Annotated in this window: 9 protein-coding genes; 6 read left to right on the top strand and 3 right to left on the bottom strand. The window is 57.9% G+C overall.

Annotated features, from left to right (window positions below):
• From V3C19_RS10095 to V3C19_RS10085, 3 genes are read right to left on the bottom strand one after another with little or no spacing between them, the layout of a single operon-like run.
• A complete protein-coding gene (locus V3C19_RS10095; protein ID WP_295931455.1) occupies positions 1-1,731 on the bottom strand; it encodes a cation:proton antiporter in 1,731 nt (576 codons plus the stop codon).
• 19 nt (positions 1,732-1,750) lie between these two features.
• On the bottom strand, positions 1,751-2,605 hold the full coding sequence (yaeI, locus tag V3C19_RS10090; RefSeq protein ID WP_295931458.1) for a phosphodiesterase YaeI: 855 nt from the start codon (positions 2,603-2,605) through the stop codon (positions 1,751-1,753).
• Positions 2,602-3,711 carry an aminopeptidase gene (locus V3C19_RS10085; RefSeq protein ID WP_295931462.1) on the bottom strand — a complete coding sequence of 370 codons (1,110 nt, stop codon included), beginning with the start codon at positions 3,709-3,711 and terminating at the stop codon, positions 2,602-2,604. Before V3C19_RS10085 ends, yaeI begins: the two co-directional genes overlap by 4 nt.
• 81 nt (positions 3,712-3,792) lie before the next feature.
• Here V3C19_RS10085 and purN point away from each other — a divergent pair, with 81 nt between their 5' ends.
• The 6 genes from purN (at position 3,793) to V3C19_RS10055 (ending at position 21,050) form a co-directional block, all read left to right on the top strand.
• Positions 3,793-4,380, top strand: coding sequence for a phosphoribosylglycinamide formyltransferase (gene purN, locus V3C19_RS10080; RefSeq protein WP_130084827.1), 588 nt, complete (start codon positions 3,793-3,795; stop codon positions 4,378-4,380).
• Positions 4,381-4,503: 123 nt separating this feature from the next.
• Positions 4,504-5,331 (top strand): FKBP-type peptidyl-prolyl cis-trans isomerase N-terminal domain-containing protein, encoded by an 828-nt coding sequence (locus V3C19_RS10075; protein WP_295931465.1) that lies wholly within the window; start codon positions 4,504-4,506, stop codon positions 5,329-5,331.
• A 548-nt stretch (positions 5,332-5,879) separates the two neighbouring features.
• Positions 5,880-14,717, top strand: coding sequence for an autotransporter-associated beta strand repeat-containing protein (locus V3C19_RS10070; RefSeq protein ID WP_302389411.1), 8,838 nt, complete (start codon positions 5,880-5,882; stop codon positions 14,715-14,717).
• Between the two features lie 419 nt (positions 14,718-15,136).
• The gene (gene gyrB, locus V3C19_RS10065; RefSeq protein WP_130084849.1) at positions 15,137-17,695 is read left to right on the top strand and encodes a DNA topoisomerase (ATP-hydrolyzing) subunit B; all 2,559 of its coding nucleotides are present in this window, start codon (positions 15,137-15,139) and stop codon (positions 17,693-17,695) included.
• A gap of 23 nt (positions 17,696-17,718) precedes the next feature.
• Complete coding sequence (gyrA, locus tag V3C19_RS10060) at positions 17,719-20,358, top strand: DNA gyrase subunit A (RefSeq protein ID WP_154301926.1); 2,640 nt, start codon at positions 17,719-17,721, stop codon at positions 20,356-20,358.
• A 59-nt stretch (positions 20,359-20,417) separates the two neighbouring features.
• Positions 20,418-21,050: a lactate utilization protein gene (locus V3C19_RS10055; protein WP_130084851.1), complete on the top strand. Its 633-nt coding sequence runs from the start codon at positions 20,418-20,420 to the stop codon at positions 21,048-21,050.
• Positions 21,051-21,056 lie beyond the last annotated feature (6 nt).

Here is a 21,056-nt window from a genome sequence, read left to right as displayed (position 1 = left end):
TCAGTGGGACAACGGACCTCCGTTCCCGGTTTCGATAATGTCAAAGCTCAGCTTGGCCAGCCGCACGGCGGCGGCTCCCGTTTCCTCCTCGTCGTGAATGACGTTGACGACTCCGGCGTGATGCAGGGAAGCCACTTCCGAGCGGAATTTGGCGCGGGCAATCACAGTGATATCGGGATTGGCATTCTTGATCTGCATGTAGGTGGACAGGGCCGGATTCGGGTCCGGGAAAGTGAAGGCGATCAGGCGCGCCGTCCGGATGCTCGCCAGCTCCATGGTGATCTGGTGCTGGATGTCCCCCAGAAAAGCCAGATGGCCGCCGTTGAGCAGGGATTTGACGGTATCCGCGTTCAAGTCAATGATAATGCAGGGGATGCCGTACCGGCCCAGGCTTTCGTGCATTTTTCTGCCCACAGGGCCATAGCCGCAGATGACGGCATGGTCCTTGATGCCGGATACGCGCGTAATCAGGGTTTCCACGCTCATGCGTTCATTCTTCAGCTTCAGGCCGGGAATGCGCACCAGCAGGGGGGTAAGGCGGCGTGCCGCCTTCATCAGCAGGGGCGTCATGCCCATGGAAACGGCAGCAATGGCGTACACGTTGGTCGTCACCAGGGCGGGAATGGGGGTGATCTCCTGCATGAAAGGAATCAGCACCAGGGAGAATTCCCCCACGTTGGTCAGGGCCGTGGAAGCCATGATGCCCATGCGCCCCGGAATTTTCAGGAAATGCGCCGCCACAAGGCAGGCCACGAATTTGACGGCGAGAACGAAGGTGGCGAAAACGACTACGTTGCCGATGTGTTCCCACAGGTCGTTAATATCGATCAGCAGTCCTGCGGAAACGAAGAAAATGGTGAGGAAAAGGTCCTTGAACGGAAGCACTTCGCTGAGAACCCGGTGGCTGTAATAGGAGCCGCTGACGAAAAGTCCGGCGGTGAACGCTCCCAGCTCAATGCTCAATCCCAGCAGGCTGGCGAGCATGGCGATGCCGGAGCAGATGGCGAACACCATCAGGGTGAACAACTCCCGGCTTTTTGTGCGGGCCACGGCCAGCATAACGCGCGGAAGCAGATAGCGGCCGATCAGCCATGCGGCGGCCAGGAAGATTACGCCTCTCAGTACGGCGGCTCCTATGTTGAACGCCGTTTCCCAGGAATCGCGGGAGGTCCCGAATATCTGGGGCATGATGGCCACGAGCATGATGGCAGCAATATCCTGGAACAGCGCGATTCCCAGCGCCATCCTGGCTCCGGAAGTGCCGCTCAGCCCGAATTCCTGGAATGATTTCAGGGCTACCGCCGTGGAGGACAGCCCCATGATGGCCCCCACCGTCAGGGAATGGCTTAGATCCATGCCCGTCACGTAATGCAGGCCCAGCCCGAAGACAGCCGTGCAGAGGAACATCTGGAGGCCGCCGCCCAGCAGAGCCGTTTTCCGCAGGTGCTTGAGTTCGTCCAGGGAAAATTCCAGTCCCAGCGTGAACATGAGCAGGATGATGCCTACTTCCGAGAGAGCCTGGATGCTGACGTCGGAATTGGGAATGTGGTCCAGAATGCCGCAGTTGGCCAGAATGACGCCGCAGATGAAGTAGCCCGCCATCAGGGACTGCCGGAAATGGGCCAGAATCAGGGCGATCGCGATGATCCCCATGAACACGACGGTCAGCAGCGTGAAAAAGGGCGGGGCTGCATTCGGTTCCGCGGAAGCCAGTACAGAAAGGAGCATCATGGGCGGACGGAAAAAGGACTCAGGGAATGGTGATCAGGCTGACCTCCGGCGGGCAGTTGAAACGTCCCGGCCCCACATACCCTATACCGGGAGTGACAAAAACGGATTTCTTCCCGTAAGGATAAAACCCGGAAGCCATGGTTTCCCCTTCCATCATCAGCAGGGGAGAGGAAAAAAAGGGAAGCCTGATCTGTCCTCCGTGCGTATGGCCGGAAAGCATCAGGTTCCAGTGGTAGCGGTCCAGCAGTTCCCTTCCCTTGGGGTTGTGGCACAGGACGATGGTCGGCATGGGGGAATCCCCCCCCGGTTCCGCCGGAGTCATGCATTTGTCCGGAAAGCAGTCCCCCTCCCGTACGTCTCCCAGCCCCGCCAGCTTGAACTCGGCATTCCCGAGTCTGGGAACGGTGATGAAGGAAGCGGAATTCCTCAGCAGCGTGAAGCCTCCCTCCTTCAGGATACGTTCCACATTGCCGGACAGGGCCATGTCATGGTTGCCCAGGCAGGCGTAGGACGGAGCGATGGAGGAAAGCTTCTGAAACTGTCTGATGTAGTCTCCTGCATGGGTGGCTCTCTGGTAATCCGTGTAAAGGTCTCCCAGAAATACGATCATGTCCGGTTTGGCTTTCCCCGCCATCTGCACCGCCTCTTCCAGCAGGGGAAGGCTCGTGTGTACGTCCGACAGGACCAGGATGCGCAGGCCGGAAAGGCCGGGCAGGCATCCGGCCGGGGCCTGCGTTTCACGGAATTTCAGAGTGTTGGCCTCCCACTGCATGTAGGAAAGGAGCAGAGACCCCAGAAGAACGGCTGCGGCGGCCAGGTAAAGGAACTTGCGGAGCAGGGAACGTTTTTTGGAGGGGGCGGGAGCGGCAGTCATGAATGAATGGGATTGAGTATAGCCAGTTCCGGGGAAGTGAAAAGTCCGTTATGGCGTACGAGTTCGTTGTCCAGGTAAATGTCTCCGCCTCCGGCCTCTTCCGTCTGGATGCAGACCATGTCCCAGTGGATTCGGGACTGGTTGCCGTTGTCTGCCACATGGTAGGCCTGTCCCGGCGTCAGGTGGAAGGAACCGGATATCTTTTCGTCAAAAAGAATGTTCCGCATCGGTTTGGTAATGGCCGGATTGACTCCGAAGGCGAATTCCCCCAGACGGCGCGCTCCGGAATCCGTATCCAGAATGGCGTTGAGCTGCGCGGTTTTGTCTCCGGCCTCCGCGTGAACAATCAGGCCATCTTCCAATGTCAGGCGGATGGAATCGAATGGAATGCCCTGGAACAGGGAGGGAACGTTGAAGGAAATGTGTCCGTTGGCGCTGTCGATGACGGGGGCCGTAAACACTTCCCCGTCCGGCAGGTTGCACTCCCCGGCGCAGGGAATGGCATTCAGTCCCTTGATGGAAAAGGCAATCTCCGTGTCCGGCCCCGTAATGCGGATCTGGTCGGCGGCTTCCATCATCTCCGCCAGCCGTTTCATGGCGGGGCGCAGGGCGCCATAATTCATCAGGCAGGTGTGGAAATAAAAATCCTCAAACTCTTCCGTGCTCATGGCCGCCTGCTGGGCCAAGCCTTCCGACGGCCAGCGCAGCCCGCACCAGCGTGTGTGGCGGATACGTCTTTGGGACACGGGATTCAGAGCCTTCATGGCTGTGGCCATGTTCTTCTGGGGAACGGAGGAAAATTCAAACGCGTTTCCGCCTCCGCGAATTTCTATATAGGCGTCCATGTCCTCCATTTCCGCCATGCGGTGGCGGGCGATGGCTTCATACTGTTCCTCCACGGCTCCGGAAAGCATCTCCCGGTTCAGGCGCGTCTGGTTCAGGCGCAGAAAGGGGAGGGCGCCTGCAGCGCGCACTTCCCGGATGAGGGCCACTCCCATTTCTTCCGGAATATCCGTCAATTCCAGAAGAACCCGGTCACCCGGCCGCAGGGCGGTGGAATACCCCGCAAGCTGGGCCGCCAATTCCTGAAAACGAGTGTCTCTCATGCCTTTATTAGGTGAATACGCCGGGCTTTTTGTCAAGCCGGAGGCTTGCCACGGGCAAAAATCTGTGGTTTCATCCCCCGGATGTCCAGATTGCCCAAATTAGGAATACTCGGTTCCGGTTCCGGCTCCAATTGCCAGTCCATTCATGACGCCATCCGCTCCGGCGTCCTCAAGGCGGAAATAGCCGTGGTGATGTCCGACAACCCGGACGCCTACATTCTGGAACGAGCCCGTTCCTGGGGCGTTCCGGCGGAAGTGATCGACTGCGCGGGCTTCAAGACCAAATTCCCGGAGGAATCCCAGGCCGCCGTTGCCGCGCGCCTGAAGGAATACGGCGTGGACTGCGTGTGCCTGGCCGGCTTCATGCGGCTGGTAAAATCCCCCCTGCTGCAGGCGTTCCCCTCCCGCATCGTCAATATTCATCCTTCTCTCCTGCCCGCGTTCCCAGGATTGCACGCCTGGGAACAGGCCGTCCAGGCAGGTGCGGAGGAAAGCGGCTGCACCGTGCATTATGTGGACGGCGGGATGGACACGGGCCCCATCCTCGGGCAGGCCCGCGTGCCCGTATTGTCCGGAGATACGCCGGAAAGCCTGCATGCCCGCATTCAGGCGGAGGAGCACAGGCTTTATCCCGCCATGATTGCCCGGGTTCTGGAGACTTTGGAGTAATGCGGCCGCGGAGAAACGCGCTTTTCCGGAACTGATGACAGGATGACTTATTCTCTTGTCTTGTTCTGTGAACGGAATCCGTTAAAAAGGAGTCCTCTTTTCAAGTAAAGGATAAAAACAACCATGAAGATGAAACCTTCCATCGCCCTGTTTGCCGCTTCCGCCCTTCTGGCGGGTATGGCCGGCGCACAAGACAAGGCTGCTGAAGCTCCGGCAGCCGATCAACCCAAACAAGAGAAAGAAATTACTGTGTCTCCTGAACAGATGAAAAAGGACCTGGGCTATTTCCTGGGCTTCCAAAGCGGCCAGCAGCTTGGCTCCGTTCCCACCCTCACCTTTGACGATCTGGACCAGGAATCCTTCCTGCAGGGCATCAAGGACGGCATGGTTCGCAAGCCCGCCAAGGACCAGGACCAGCTGAAGCCTGCTCTGGACGCGTTCCAGAAGCAGATTGACGAGCGCATTGCCGCCAAGGCCAAATCCAATCTGGAAGCCAGCAAGAAATTCATGGAGGAAAACGGCAAGAAGGAAGGTGTGGTAACCACGAAATCCGGCCTCCAGTATAAGGTGGAAAAGAAGGGAGGCGACGAAAAATTTGACAAGAAGAAGTTCAAGAATCCCATGTTCAAGGTGAAGTACAAGGGCACGCTGCTGGACGGCACCGTGTTTGACGACACCAAGGGACAGTCCGTGGAGCTTCCCCTCCAGGTCATTCCCGGCTTTGCAGAAGCCCTGACTACGATGCCCGTTGGCTCCAAGTGGATTGTTTACATCCCTTCCGAGCTGGCCTATGGGGAAAACACTCCCGGCGCACCGATTGAACCCAATTCTCCCCTTATTTTTGAACTGGAATTGGATGGCATCTCGGAAGCCCCGGCTCCCCAGGGCGGTCCCATGAGCATTTCTCCCGAACAGCTTCAGGAAATGCTCAAGCAGAGCGGAGCCCAATAATAAAATGTTTCAATTTTTCAGGCCGTTCCTTCGGGAACGGCTTTTTTTGTGTCTTCACCAAGATGATTTAAGTGTTGCTGCGTTCTCCGGATTGCGAATCCGTTGGCAAGACTATTTTTCTTAAAGGTTCTCCATGAATACTTCATGAAAATATAGAAAATTGATCAAATCATTTTAAAATATTATATATAACATTTACAAATTACATAAATTAATGATTATTATATATTTATATAAATAAACAAAATAAAGGGAATTCGCAATCCGGTTATTACTGAGGGCAACATTATTGTGATATGAGACTTCATCTTCCTCCTCGTCTGCGTTTTGCTCTTATTGCTTCTCTGATTTCTTTTACCGGGTTTTCTTCATTTTCTGCACGGGCAGCTACTTCCGCCGATTTTTGGCAGGCTCCCGCCTTTGGCGGCACGGAATTCACATGGACGGGCGGTGGCGGTGATAATGCCTTGGGTACGGCGGGTAATTGGGCGGGAGATGCCGCTCCGGCCCGGCCTGGTGACACGGGGCCTCATCTTATTTTTAACAATGTGGATGTTAACGTTACGGGCGCACCCCCCTCTACTTCTGACCAGGGGGGAATCTCCGTTACGGATGACAGCAATGTAACGGTGGGCTTGGGGCCGTACGCGGGAAGCATTTTTGTGGGAAGCGGTTCAACCCTTTCCACATCATTTGGAACCCAGATCAAGAATAGTGAAGCGGAGGGCCATGCCAATGTGTATGTGGAAGGTACATTGAACCTGACGACACCGAGCGGCAACCTTAATCTTGATAATGGTCCCGGTGCGGGCAACCATTACTGGCACATCGGCCTCAACGGCCTCGTCAATCTGGCAAATACGTCCACGGTTACTAAAAACGGAAAAACGTGGAATGTGGAAGTGGTGGTTGCAAACAGCATGGAAGATACGTCCCTGACCAACCGCACGCTGACCACGGACATGGTGCTGACCCGCAAATTCATGACGGCTGGAGCCGACCTGGGAAGCTCTCTGGACAATCTGCTCATCTGGAAGCAAACCGGAGAAGATGCCTATGAAGCGTTGACGCAGGTTGATTCCGTAGATCAGCTGGGGGCAGGCGACTTTCTGCTTGTGTCCACTGGTTCCGGAATGTCCGTGCAGTACAAGGGGGCGGGCTACGCTGCAGAGACCCTCATATGGAATTCCGAGTCCGGCATTTGGAGTGACAAGGGAACGGGCTGGTACAAGGAAGGGGATGGCGGAAAAACGGATACCTCCTTCCTGAACGGGGATTCTGTCATTTTCAATGCTGATGAAGGCAATAAAACGGTGACTGTTGCCGGAGCCATTGACGTCAAATCCATGACATTTGAAGATGGGACCGTTTATTCCCTGCTTTTGGAAAATTCGGCTTCCCTGGCAGCGGAATCCGTCATCCTGGGCAACAATGCCGAGCTCACCTTGGGAAGTGATGCCAGCCGCTTTTCTTCTTTCTCTTCAGAGGTTAGCGGTTCGGAAGGGGCTTCCCTCAGCGTGTGGCTTACAGCATCCTCAAATGGAAACAATACTGTCTCTCTGGGGGCTGCTTCCGGTCTTGAAAATGTTTATATCAATGGAACGCTTGCCGCCAACCTGTCGGGAGCCGCCTCCTCCACCAGCATGGGAAATGCCGTCCTGCATATGAACAATGGCAGTACCTTCCTGATCCGCAGCGGGGCGGGCAATACCGTTGCTCCGGCTTCCAGAATGGTGGTGGAAGAGGACATGACTTTTGAACTGGGGGATGGACTTACCACCGCTTCCGCATTCACCACGAACATCGTGGGCGGGGATTCCGTTGCGGCTTCCAACAATCTTATATTCAAAGGGCACACCGGGAATGTAACGGTCACGGGGAATATTGACTATGCGGGAAGAATTGGTTTTAACGAGGCTTCCGGAGGATATGGCCCGTCTGTAACATTCAAAGACAATACCATACGGGTGGGATCCATCAAGAATGACTATTGCACGAGCATCATGAATTTCAACAATAGTCAGGTGACGGCAACAGGTGTTTACATGGGCAGCCGCTGGGATGGTTCCCAAATTGTTTTGAATCAAGGTACGGAGATGTCCACCGGCCAATTGCGCCTGGGGGACAGGAACGGGGACCCCTCTATGTCCGAGTGCGTTGTCGTAGTAAATCGGGGGGCTACACTGAATGTAACGGGAACATCTAATGGCCATGCTACTTCCCGCAGTCTTCTTCTTGCCCATTGGGCGGCAGGGAGCGGCAGAATTAATTTGCAGGGGGGGACTCTGAATTCTTTTGGTGCTACGATGTTCCTGGCCTGGGCTGGTACTGAAACCCAGTCGAAAGGAACGTTTAGTGCCACTTCCGGAACGGCCAATCTGCTGGGAATGGATTTCTGGGGAGAAAGCGGCGGAGTATTTAAGGGGCAATTCCTTCTGGGTACTGCGACAACCGGGGACGCCCGTGTGAACTTCGGGACATCCGGTATTACCAATTTTGCCGGTTCCTCTGTCATTCAGTTGGGGGAAGGTACGCTGGGTGCCCTGGGTAATTGGTCGCTCTCTTACAATACTGATTATACGGAAGCGTTTGTCAACTTGGTTGGTTCGGTGAATGGTACCATTATTGACACGCAGGATGCCAATGACGGAACCACGGACCGTACGATTACATTCCAGAATGGACTGACCGGCAGTGGAAAACTCGTAAAAACAGGAGCCGGCACCCTCGTTCTCAATGGCACCGCCAAGGCTCCGGTTCCCGCAGACGGGGACACGGCTGCCATTCCCGGCTTCACCGGAACGGTGGAACTGCGGGAAGGCAGCCTGACCGTAAAAGATTCCAGCGTCATCGGGCAGGGAACCCTGCTCATCGGGGGAGGCCTTTCTGTTGCTGTAACTTCCGAGAATGGATATTCCCTGGATGCCGGTTCTACGCTGGGCACGACCAACATTGCGGGGGGTACGGCTACGTTGGGTGCGGCCCTGACACTGAACGGAGGCGTCTTGAGTTTTGATTCCCTGAGCACGGATACGGCTGCCTTGACGGTTAATTCCGTAAACGGCAATTCGGCTACGGATGTGCAGGTGGCTTTGTCTTCTCTCACTACCAATACAAATTATGCCCTGCTGCATGGCACGGGGCTGGAGGACAAATCCTTCACACTTTCCGGAGCGGCGGCTGAATTGTACAAAGGTTCGTTTGAGGTGATCGACAATACCTTGTATGTTTCCTTTACGGACAAGGAGGGCCTCCTGCGCTGGAAGAGCGGTAACTGGAGTACCTCTGAAGCGGACCTTTCCTGGGATCTTGACGGAACTCCATCCTCTTATACGGATGGTCAGACGGTTTACTTCTCCAACGGGGACGGCGTAAACAAAAATGTAACGATTGTCGGTGACGTGGCGCCGGGCAAAATCAATATTGTGGGAACGAACTTCGTCTTCACCGGGGATGGTTCCATTACCGGGGAAACGACGCTGAACCTTCTGGACGGCGCGTCCCTGACCCTCAACAATACCAACTCCTACAGCGGAGACACGGTCCTTTATGACGGCAGCAAGCTTACTGTCGTCGGGAACGCCCTGGGGTCCAGTACGGTGTTTTTGCGGGGTAACTCCGTGTTGGAAATAACCACAGGCACCTGGAACGGATTGGGTACGCGCCTTAGCGCCGATTCAACCGGTACCTTGAAACTGTCGGGGAACGTCACCGGAACGACGACGGATGCCTTGAGCAAGGTAACTTATGAGATTGGTTCCGGTACGCGGCTGACGCTTTCGGCGGGTACGTATGGCAACACGATCACCGGTGCCGGCAGCTTGTGGTCCGCCTCCGGAACCACGGTATTGAAGGGGAAAGTTGACATTGGCGGGGAATACAGGTTGATAGGGGTGAAGAACACGGCCTCCAGCTGGACGCTGGATTCCAATGCCTCCCTGACGGCGGGCAGTTTCATCGGCCGTTATGAATTCAACGGCACGACGACGCTTAATATTAATGCGGGCGCCGTCATGAACATTACCGGCACCTTGCAAGCGGCCCGCGACGGCAAGTCCATCATGAATATTGCCCAGGACGCCATGGTTCTGGCCCAGACCCTGGATTTGGGCCAGAACTGGGACGGCAGCGAAAAGGGGGCCACCATTAATTTGAATGGGGGAAGTCTGATGCTGGGGGCCGGAGGAATAGTGGCGACTGGGAATTCAAATACGATCGCCTTGAACATGAACTCGGGAACGCTGGGCACAACGGCGGCGGAAGGCTGGTCCACGACCCAGAACATGACTCTTGGCGGTGAACTGACAGTTGATACGCGTCAATATGATGCGGGGACCAAATCGTATAACGACCAGCCCGGTACTACCATTACGCTTGGCGGTGTTCTCTCGGGAACAGGCAGCCTTGTCAAAAACGGCTCCGGCACCCTGACCCTGTCCGCACAGAATACCTACACGGGCCAGACCACGGTGAACGGCGGCACGCTGGCGTTCACCAACACGAACGCCATGACGCTGGGCAGCATCTCCATGGGCGCGGGCGCCAGGATGACCACGGCCTCCGCCCTGACGCTGAACAGCGGCGCTACGCTGACCTTTGACATGACTGGAGTCGTAGCAAACGGCCCGATCATCAATATCCAGGCAGGGGCCCTGGCTCTGACGGATGCCAACTGCACGCTGACCATCAACAATTATGGAGAACTGGAAGCGTCCGACTACGTTCTGGCCCAGTGGGCTGCGGCGGGAAGCCTGACCACGGATTCCTTCACCTGGACGCCGGACATCATCCGGGAAGGCTTTGAATACTCCGTCGTGGTGGAAAACAACCAGCTCGTGCTGAAAGTTGTGGACGTCAGCGGAGACAATGGTTTTGTCTGGGACGGCGGAACGGACCGCAAGTGGATCAACACCAGCATCGAGGGCTGGACCACGAAGCTGACGGGCGTGGATACGCTGAACGACCAGGAAATCTATTTCTCCGCTGCGGAAGCGGGTGAAGTGAGGGTCTCCGGTACCGTGACTCCCAAGAGCGTCGTCTTCAACGGCGGCTCTTACAAGCTGATCAGTGATCCTGACAACGCGGGTTATATTGCGGACTCCGTTGCCCCCACTACGCTCACCGTGAACGGCTCGGCCAACGTCACCCTGAACCTGGCGAATACCTACACCGGCGGCACAGTGCTCAACGGCGGCATTCTTACCATTGGCGCGGACGGCGCGCTGGGCACGGTGGGGGACATCACGTTCAACGGCGGTACCCTGGCTTATGCGGACTCCACAGCCGGTAAGGACGTGACAGAGTACGACATTTCCAGCCGCGTCAAGGTCGGAGACGGAGGCGCCCTGAACGTTTCCGTGCTGGGTGCGGATGACACCGTCACCTGGGCGGGACTGACGGCTGGCGTCATGAACACAACGGCCACCACTTTGACCAAGACGGGCGCCGGTACGCTGGCCCTGGCCTATGCGGATGCATCCCTGGCCCATCTGACGGTACAGAAAGGTACGCTTGCGTTCACATCCGGAGCCACACTGGGCGTCAATCCCAATAATGCCACCATCATCCAAGTGGATGAAGGAGCCACGCTGGCCCTGGCCGGGGGAACGGTCAACCTGCACGCCCAGCTCAATGGTGCGGGCACCATCATGATAGGAACGGCGGACAGCGCCGGGCAGGGGAGCGTCACCAATACCGGCAATAGCAACTTCACTGGCAGGCTGGAATTGCTTGGCAACGGTGAAAACATGAATACCAACGACAACCGTGTGGCATTCAATACCGGCGGGTCCCTCGGGGCGGGTACGGTTTTCATTGACGGCAAGGGCTTTCATTTCTCAGCGGGAACAACGGCGGCCAACATGGAAATCGGCGCACAGCACGGTACAGTGCAGGATGGTTCCTCAGGGGGCAACTACACCTTCTCGGGGGCTATTTCCGGTTCCGGATCGTGGGGGCTGGCCCAGAACGTCAAGCTTACCAACATTCTTATTGGTCCGCTCAAGGACTTCCGGGGAACCCTGTCCACGAATGCCACGAATAATACCGGCGGCTACCAGAACTGGAACTTCGGCAATGGAGGTGCATGCGCGACGGGGACCGGAAACGCGATCTTCGGGGACGGCGCTGTTCTGGACGGCAATGCGGGGTCCACGGACACATCTCTGGCCGCGCGTTATACGGTCAATTACAACAATGCGGAACTGCTCCTCAACGCCACTGTGCGGGGCAACGCCAGCCTGACGCAGGCCGGAACGGGTACGTTGATTTTGGACAAGATCAACACTGCCGCGGGCGACCTTGGCATTACGAATGCCGCGGGTGTCGTGCAGTTGGGCACGGCCGGCCAGGCGGCCCAGTGGTCCGGGACGACGCTCTCTGGTGCGGGTACGCTGAAAATAGTCAACGGAAACCTGACTTCTGCGATGACCCGTACGGAAGGTTCCACGGCAGGTATCGTCGTGGATTCGGCGGCCGTCATTAACCTGGGCGAAACAAACGGAGACCTGCTCACCGGCATCACCCTGGCCTCCGGCGGCAAACTGGCCGGCGTTTCCGGAGACATCACTGTTGGAGAGGGGGCCACCGGCAGCCTGAACCTGACGCTTGGGACAGCCAACGTTGGAGAAGGAGCCGCCGGAGCGGCGATGATTGACCAGGGTAACGGTAATTTGATCATCAACGACTCAGCACGCGTGAACCTGGACGTGGACGCGATCGTGAACACTCTTATAGCGCATAAGGGCGCAGGAACGGAAAGCTGGCTGACGCTGACGACGGGAACGCTTCAGTGCGACGACCTGGCAAACATCCAGTTCAGTGCGATTCTGTCCAACTACGGTATCCGTGTAAAGGATACGAACGGAGGAAGCCTGGTACTGAGCGGCCAGGTCAGCGGACTGTACATGGTGGATGATACCGCTACGTCTGATCCTGATACGGTAACGCACTACGGCACGCTGGGCATGTACTCCGGAGTAGTGATCGGCCAGAACAAGACGCTGACCGTACAGCTCGCCGGTGCCCCTGGCGCCGAAGACGGGAACGGGGCGGTCATCAACAACCTGCTTGGCGGTACGGGAAGCACGCTGAAAGTGGAAAACACGAATGCGGACGGCGGCAACGCCGTCGTCATTCTGAACAATGAACGCCTGGAAACGGGGCTGCCCGCACCGGACGACTACGCCGGGGCGGACACGACCATGGGCGGCAACATCGTCGGAGAAAACGGAGTCACCTTCGTGAAGCAGAACACCGGCAACCTGAAGGTCAATGGTTCCTTTGTGACGGATACCTTGCGCGTTGAAGGAGGCACGCTGACGCTTGACGGCACGGGCAATGACTTTGATCATGTAGTGCTTGCGGGAACGGGTTCCGCTTCTTCCCTGGTTGTCGGCAAGAATGCCGTGATGAGTGACCTGACGGACGAGGGAGAAGGCGGAACGCTGTCTCTCGGTTCTGGTGCAACTGTAACCATTAATGGTGCAAGTTCCCTTGACAACAGCACGATTGAGGGAAATGGAGCACTCGTTCTCAATGACAAGCTCACGCTTTCCGGCACAGCCGGTCTCCGCGGCGGCAACGTGGTGGAACTGGCGAAAAACGATACGGCTTCCGGAACTCTTGACATAGGCTCCACTACGGGCAATGCCGTCTCCGGCCTTGGCGGAGAAGGGACCTTGAAGAGCAATGGCGGGGATCTTTCCGTCAACAGCGGTGATACCGGCTCCGGCCATGTCTTCAGCGGAACGCTGGAAGGAAAAGGAACGCTCTCCATCACGGGCAAGGCCGGTCAGGTCCTGAACAATGTGGTGACGGCATCCGGCAGCAATTGGGCCCTGAACAACAGTGGACGCCTGGATATCCGGATGGGCGGCACGGTAGATGACCCGAAGGCCAACACGGCGCTCACTCTGAGCAGTCTGACGCTTGGCAGCGGTTCCACGACCAACCTCACGTTCAACACGGACTATGCCGGCCCCATCATCAATGTAACGGGGAACATCAGCATCAGCCAGGGCGCGGACATCGTACTCAGCTCCACGGGCAAGAATGAACTCGTGCTGGGTGCGGACGGGAGCTACACGCTCATGCAGGGCGCGGGAGACATTGACCTCGACGGGAGCGACAAGCTCGCGATCACGCTGGACTCTTCCGCGGCATTCAAGAAATTTGAAAGCGGCGCGTACCTGACCATTGACGGAGGAAATCTGGTCCTGGTGGCCACGGCTTCCAAGGATAACAAATATGCCCGTGTTGCACACTCCTTTAACTCGAGGGCCGGGGCGGAACTGCTCTGGAACTTGCCCGGAGGCATTCCCGGAGACTCCCTGCTCAAGCAGGTGGACGACGCCATCGGTTCTCTGACGGCATCCAATCCGGGAGAGGCGGCACGCGCCATGGCTGCCGTGGCGGGTTCTACGGTCAACGCCCTGGGCACGGCCCAGCGCGACGCGCTGAGAGAACAAATGGGATGGATACGCAACCGCACCAACCAGATGGGCGTCAACCCCGCCTACATCAACGAAGACCTCCCCTACTTCCACATGTGGATGGAAGGCACGGGCTCCTACGCCCAGCTGGACACCAGGGGTGATGAAAGCGGCTACAAGCTCACCACCTGGGGGGGCACCTTCGGGGTGGACGTGGACCTCAGCGACTCCTTCACGATGGGGGCGGCCTTCACGGCCAACTACGGGGACCTGACGGCCAGCGCGGCGGACACGGCCGACGGCCACCTGGACAGCTACTACGCCAACCTCTTCGGCCGCTACCAAAGCAAGCGCTGGGCCCACACGCTCATCCTGACGGGCGGGTGGAACGATGCCAAACTCAACCGGACGGTGGACTACGGAGCGGGCAGCTACAGGACGCAAGGCAACACCAACGGCTGGGGGATGGGAGCGATGTATGAACTCACCTACGACATCTACCTCAACGAAAACAGGAGCAGCATCCTGCAGCCCCTCTTCAACGCCTCGGTGGTCACCACGCGCATGGACGGCTACCGTGAAACGGGAGCGGGCAACGCGGGCCTGAGCGTGGACAAGCAGGAATGGACGACGGGGACACTTGCCTTGGGGGGCCGGTGGATGGGTCTTGTAGGCAGCAACATCTTCGGGAGGGAAGCGCTGGCGGAACTGCGTATCAACGCGGCGCAGGACCTGGGAGACGACCGGGGAGAAACGTCGGTGGGCTTCCTTGCCAACCCCGGCTACACGCAGCAAGTGCGTGGAGCCAAGGTAGGTCGGACGGCGTTGCAGATAGGAGCGGGTCTGAGCGTGCCGGTGGGGACGCAGGGGACGGTCTTTGTCAACGGCAACGCGGACATCCGCAACGGAGCCAGCTCGGTAAACGGAAGCATCGGCTACCGCTACGACTTCTAAAGAAGGTTAAGGTGCCGGAGGAGTGGCATAGCCGCCGCTTCTACTGGAAAAACAGAAGGCCGCTCCGGGTAACCCGGGGCGGCCTTGTTATTAGTCCGGGAAATGGACGGAATGGACTTAGTGGACTTAGTGGGCAGGAAGCGTTTTTTCTCTGTTTGGTCCATTATGTCCACTCTGTCCATTCCATTCTCCCCCCTAAACCCCCCAATCAGCATTTTTCCTCCCTCTCTGCAAAAGACGGCCCAAATTGTCTTTTATTACTTTTCCGCTACTGAGAGACTAAAAAAGCCGGAGAGCTTGCTTTAGACCCCTTTTTACGCGATTATGACGGGTTTTTGCAGGGGTACGCCCTACGCGCGCGCACGCGTTTCTTAGATTAGTCTTGCAAAAAATTAAGATCGGCGTAGTATATTTCAGTTATGTCCGAAGATACCAACGAGGTTGTTGAAACCACCGTTTCCACGACGGCGCAGCATGAATACGGCGCCGCGCAGATTGATAAATTGGAAGGCCTGGAGGCTGTGCGGAAGAGGCCCGGCATGTACATTGGGGACCCTGATGAGCGCGGCTTGCACCATTGCGTATTTGAAGTTCTGGATAACTCCATTGACGAGCACCTGGCCGGCTACTGCAGCAAGATTGACATTGTGATCCACGTGGACGGCTCCATTTCCATTGTGGACAACGGGCGCGGCATTCCGGTGGATATGCACCCAAAGTTCGGCATTCCCGCCGTGGAACTGGTGCTGACCAATCTGCATGCGGGGGGCAAATTCGGCCAGGGAGCCTACAAATATTCCGGCGGTCTGCACGGGGTGGGCGCCAAGTGCGTGAATGCCCTGTCGGACTGGTTCAAGGCGGAAGTCCGCCGCGACGGCCAGCGCTACCAGATCAAGTTTGAACGCGGCAAGACGACGGAACCCCTGCGTGTGGTGGGCGGCTGCTCCTGTGAAATAACGGGCACCACCATCACCTTCTTTCCGGACGCCACCATTTTCACGGATACCACGGAATTCAAGTTCGACCGCCTGACGACCCGCCTGCGCGAGCTTGCCTTCCTGAACCCCGGGCTGGTCATTGAGCTCATCGACGAACGGGAGGCTCCCGTCCGCCGCGAATCGTTTTACTATAAGGAAGGCATTGTGGAATTCGTCCGCCAGCTCGGAATGAACAAGGATGTCATCAATGAAGAGCCTATTGCCATTTCCGGAGTCCGCAAGGTGGAAGTGGAATACGACGGCAAGAAAATGGACGACGACGTTCTGGTGGATGTGGTCTTCCAGTACAACAGCACGTATGAAACCAACATCCTATGCTTTGCCAACTCCATCTACAACGGCGACGGCGGTACGCATCTTTCCGGCTTCCGGAGCGCCCTCACGCGCGTGATCAACGGCTATGCCAAATCCAACGGGCTGCTGAAGGAAAAAGACCCCTCCCTGAGCGGGGAGGACGTTCGGGAAGGCCTTGTGGCGGTCATCTCCGTCAAGATGCCCAATCCCCGCTTCTCCTCCCAGACGAAGGACAAGCTGGTGAACACGGAAATTGAGGGCGTGGTGAGCAACGTCGTGTACGAAGAGATCAAGACGTACTTTGAGGAAAACCCGGCGATGGCCAAAAAAATCATCGAAAAGAGCATCACGGCTGCCCGCGCGCGGGAAGCCGCCCGCAAGGCCCGTGAGACGGTGCGTAAAAGCGCCCTTTCCATCGGCGGCCTGCCCGGCAAGCTGGCGGACTGCTCCGACCGGGATCCCGCCAAATGCGAACTCTTCATTGTGGAAGGTGACTCCGCCGGCGGTTCCGCCAAGATGGGACGCGACCGCCGCACGCAGGCCATCCTGCCTCTGCGCGGCAAGGTGCTCAACGTTGAAAAGGCCCGGCTGGACAAAGCCCTGGGGAGCAAGGAAATCCAGAACATGATCACGGCCATTGGCGCCGGGATCGGGGAAGGGGATGACGAAGCCTCCTTCAAGCTGGACCGCGTGCGCTACCACAAAATCATCATCATGACTGACGCCGACGTGGATGGCGCCCACATCCGGACGCTGCTTCTCACCTTCTTCTGCCGCCACATGCCGCAATTGGTGCGCGCCGGGTATCTCTACATCGCCCAGGCTCCCCTCTACCGCATTATCCGCAAGAAAAAGGAGGAATACGTGCAGGATGACGTCGCCCTGAACCGCAAGCTCATTGAGCTGGCCGTCAACGACGTGACGCTGCGCATGGCGGACGGTTCCCGGACGTTTACTTCCGAGGAACTCTCCACCATCCTGGAAACGCTGGTCAACCTTCAGCGCTACACGGAATCCGTACAGACGCAGGGCGGCTCCTTCGGGGACCTGCTCACCCACCGGGACCAGCACGGGGAATTTCCCGAATTCCTCGTCAAAATCCGCTGCGGGAATGAAGAAGAAATATGCTACTTCCATGATGTGGAAGCCCTGACGGCTTTCTCCGACGAGAACAGGGACCTCTTCATCTTCGGGATGCCTTCGGAAGAAGAGCTCCTTGCCAATCCCGTTCCGGACCGGGAAGGCCCCAGCCGCCGTTCCATCACGCATGAACTACATGAAGCCAAAGCCATCACCCGCACGCTGGTGCGGCTGGCGGAACTGGGCATACCGTCCAACATGCTCGTTTCCCTGGACAAGCCCCTGTTTGAACTGGTGGAAGGTGAAGGGGAAAAGGAACGGATCACCCCCCTCTTCTCCGTCATGGACATTCTGGAAACCGTCATCGGCATCGGCAAGCGCGGCGTGGAAATCACACGATTCAAGGGTCTCGGTGAAATGGACGCCAAGGACCTGTTCAAGACGACGATGGATCCGGAAAAGCGCGAGCTGCTCCGCGTCATCCTGAATGACGACAACGCCGTGAGGGCTGATGAAATGTTCACCATCCTGATGGGGGACGTCGTGGAACCCCGCAAAAACTACATTGTGGACCACGCCCTCAATGTCCGCAACCTTGACATCTAATCCCCATCCTTTTTCTCAGCACCATGGAAAACAATAGAATCAAACCGGTGGACGTAGCCAACGAACTGTCCACCTCCTTCCTGGACTACTCCATGTCCGTCATCATCTCCCGCGCCCTGCCGGACGTGAGAGACGGCCTCAAGCCTTCCCAGCGGCGCATTCTCTACGCCATGAAGGAACTGAACCTCAGCCCGGGCGGGAAGACCCGCAAATGCTCCAAGATCGTGGGGGACACGATGGGTAACTACCACCCGCACGGGGATGCCGCCATTTACGGCACACTGGTGAACATGGCGCAGGACTGGTCCATGCGGGACATCCTGGTCATCGGCCAGGGTAACTTCGGTACTCCGGACGGTGACCCGCCCGCCGCCGCCCGATACACGGAAGCCAAGCTCTCCGGCATGGGGGTCGCCCTGATGGCGGACCTGGACAAGGATACGGTGGACTTCGTTCCCACATACGACAACGAGCATACGGAACCCACCGTCTTCCCTTCCGCCTTCCCCAACCTGCTGGTGAACGGCGGCACCGGGATTGCGGTGGGGATGGCCACCAACATGCCTCCGCACAACCTGGGGGAAGTGGTGGACGGCATCTGCGCCGTAATTGACTCCCCGCACATGACGGTGGATGAACTGCGCCAGTTCATCAAGGGCCCGGACTTTCCCACCGGGGGCGACATTCTCGGCTTCTCCGGCATTGACAACTACTTCCGCACCGGACGCGGTTCCGTGCGCATCCGCGGCAAGATCGACATTGAGCAGACGGATTCCGGCAAGGACCTGCTCATCATCCGGGAAGTGCCTTACGGCGTAAACCGCGCCGCTCTTCAGGAACGCATCGCGGAACTGTACAAGGACAAAATCCTGACGGACATCTCCGGCATCCGCGACCTTTCCGACGAAAAAACCTGCATTGAAATCGAGCTCAAGCGGGACGCCCGTCCGCAGGTGGTCATGAACCAGCTCTACAAGCTCACGTCCATGGAGACCTCCTTCTCCGTGAACATGCTGGCGATTCACGACAACCGTCCCAAGACGCTCGCCATGCTGGACGCCATCAACTTCTACATTGAGCACCGGCGCGAGGTGGTCGTGCGCCGTACGCGCTACTTGCTGGGCGACGCCGAGAAGGACGCCGAACGGCTGGAAGCTTTCCTGCTGGCCCTGGGCCACATGGACGACTTCATCCGCATTATCCGCGACTCCAAAAACAGGGAGGAAGCCCGCGAACGCCTCCAGGCATATACCTTCACCACGCAGACGGCGGAAAGCCTTGGCATCCTGATCCGTTCCCAGCCCTCCGTGGAGGGGGACCGCTACATCTTCACGGAACGCCAGGTAAACTCCATCCTGGACCTGCGCCTGTACCAGTTGACGGCCCTGGAAAACGACAAAATCTCCGCGGACTACATGGAGCTCCTCGTCCGGATCAAGGACTATCTGGACATTCTGGCCAACGAATCCCGCGTGCTGGGCATCGTGAAGGACGAGCTGATGACCATCAAGGACAAATACGCCACGCCGCGCGTCACCCGCATCATCCCGTTCGCCGGCGACATGGCCATTGAAGACCTGATCCCGAACGACACGATGATCGTCACCATCACGCACAGCGGCTACATCAAGCGCACCAACTCCGCGGAATACCGCGTGCAGGCGCGCGGCGGCAAGGGCGTGAAAGCCGCCACTACGAAGGGGGCGAAGAAAGACACGGAAGCGGACTTCATCGAACACCTCTTCGCCGCCCAGAACCACGACTACCTGATGTTCTTCACGAACACCGGGCGCGTGTACGTGGACCGCGTGTACGAAATTGACGAAGCCGCCCGCAGCGCGCAGGGCCGCAACATCAAAAACCTGCTGGACCTTCAGCCGGAAGAAGCCATTGCCGCCATTCTGCGCCTGGAACGCCGGGTGGATGAAAAGGGCAATGACATCACCTTCGCGGAGGACAGCGGCAACGTCGTCTTCGCTACAAAGGACGGTACGGTCAAAAAAACCAGCTTGAACGACTTTGTCAACTACCGGAAGGCGGGTATCATCGCCATCAACCTGGAAGAAGGCAACAGCCTGGTGAATGCGGAACTGACCACCGGGGAAAACGAAATTGTGCTCGTCACCCACGACGGCATGAGCATCCGCTTCCCGGAAAGCGACCTGCGCACGCAGGGCCGCAACACCATCGGCGTCCGCGGCATCCGTCCCCGTGCCGGGGACTATGTGGTGGCCCTCGCCATCGTGGACCCGCAGAAAACCCTGCTGGTGGCCTCTGAAAACGGGCTCGGCAAGCGCACCTCCTTTGACGAATACCGCACACAGGGCCGCGGCGGTACCGGCATCAAGACCATGAATTGCACAGACAAGACCGGTAAGGTGGTATCCGCCACAGTTGTCTCCGATGAGGATGAACTCATGCTGATGACCACAGCGGGGCAGTCCGTCCGCATCAAAGTGGCGACCGTTCGTGAAACGGGCCGTGCCACCCAGGGCGTGAAGCTGATGACTCTGAATGACGGAGAGGCCATCCAGGACATCTCCATCGTCATTCCGGACGATGATGAGGAGGAAGGGATGGAAGGGACCGAAGCCGGGGAGGACGCCGCCGACTCCGCGGAAGAAGAACCCGCCGTTGAAGCGGAAGCCTCCGGAGAAGAATAAAACTCACAGGACCCCCGCTCCGGAACGCGCCGGAGCGGGGGTCTTCATCCATCCTTTTTATGGAAGAACCTCTTTCCCTGCAAAAATGCGCCGAACGTCTGGAACGGCGCGGATTCAGAAGCTTTGTGGTTCCTGGCCTGAAAGAAGCCGCAGACCTGATGCGCGGCCTGGTGCGGGAACTCAGCCCGGCGTCCGCCTCCTATGGGGATTCCATGACCTTGAAAGCCACAGGAATTCTTGATGAACTGAATGCCAGCCCGGATATTCAGTTCTACGACGGTTTCGTTCCGGACATGGACCGGGAGGAAAAATGGGAAATCCGCCGCCGTGGCGTGACGGCGGACCTGTTCCTGACCGGAATCAACGCCGTCAGCATGAAGGGAACCCTGCACTGGGTGGACATGGTGGGCAACCGGGTGGCTCCCGTCGCCTTCGGCCCCCGGAATGTCATCCTGCTGGCGGGCGCCAACAAGCTGGTGGCTACGCCGGAAGAGGCGCGCGAACGCATCCGCCGCATTGCCCCGCTGAACGCCAGGCGCCATGAGGACTTCAAAACTCCCTGCATGTACACGGGAACCTGTGCGGACTGCAACTCTCCGGACCGCCTGTGCAACATTCACATGTCCATCGTTAAATGTTTCCCCAAGGGAAGGATTGCCGTCATCCTGATGGAGGAATCCGGGGGGCTTTGAACCGTT

The organism is Akkermansia sp. AE01SA01 (genome assembly GCF_036417395.1).
In the GTDB taxonomy this organism is placed as follows: domain Bacteria; phylum Verrucomicrobiota; class Verrucomicrobiia; order Verrucomicrobiales; family Akkermansiaceae; genus Akkermansia.
The sequence above is the reverse complement of the archived record's forward strand: the minus strand, read 5'-3'. Positions and strand labels throughout refer to the sequence as shown.

Excerpts from the sequence above, each read along its gene's own strand:
- V3C19_RS10095 (WP_295931455.1), bottom strand. The coding sequence starts at position 1,731 with ATGATGCTCCTTTCTGTACTGGCTTCCGCGGAACCGAATGCAGCCCCG.
- yaeI (WP_295931458.1), bottom strand. The coding sequence starts at position 2,605 with ATGACTGCCGCTCCCGCCCCCTCCAAAAAACGTTCCCTGCTCCGCAAG.
- V3C19_RS10085 (WP_295931462.1), bottom strand. The coding sequence starts at position 3,711 with ATGAGAGACACTCGTTTTCAGGAATTGGCGGCCCAGCTTGCGGGGTAT.
- purN (WP_130084827.1), top strand. The coding sequence starts at position 3,793 with ATGTCCAGATTGCCCAAATTAGGAATACTCGGTTCCGGTTCCGGCTCC.
- V3C19_RS10075 (WP_295931465.1), top strand. The coding sequence starts at position 4,504 with ATGAAGATGAAACCTTCCATCGCCCTGTTTGCCGCTTCCGCCCTTCTG.
- gyrB (WP_130084849.1), top strand. The coding sequence starts at position 15,137 with ATGTCCGAAGATACCAACGAGGTTGTTGAAACCACCGTTTCCACGACG.
- gyrA (WP_154301926.1), top strand. The coding sequence starts at position 17,719 with ATGGAAAACAATAGAATCAAACCGGTGGACGTAGCCAACGAACTGTCC.
- V3C19_RS10055 (WP_130084851.1), top strand. The coding sequence starts at position 20,418 with ATGGAAGAACCTCTTTCCCTGCAAAAATGCGCCGAACGTCTGGAACGG.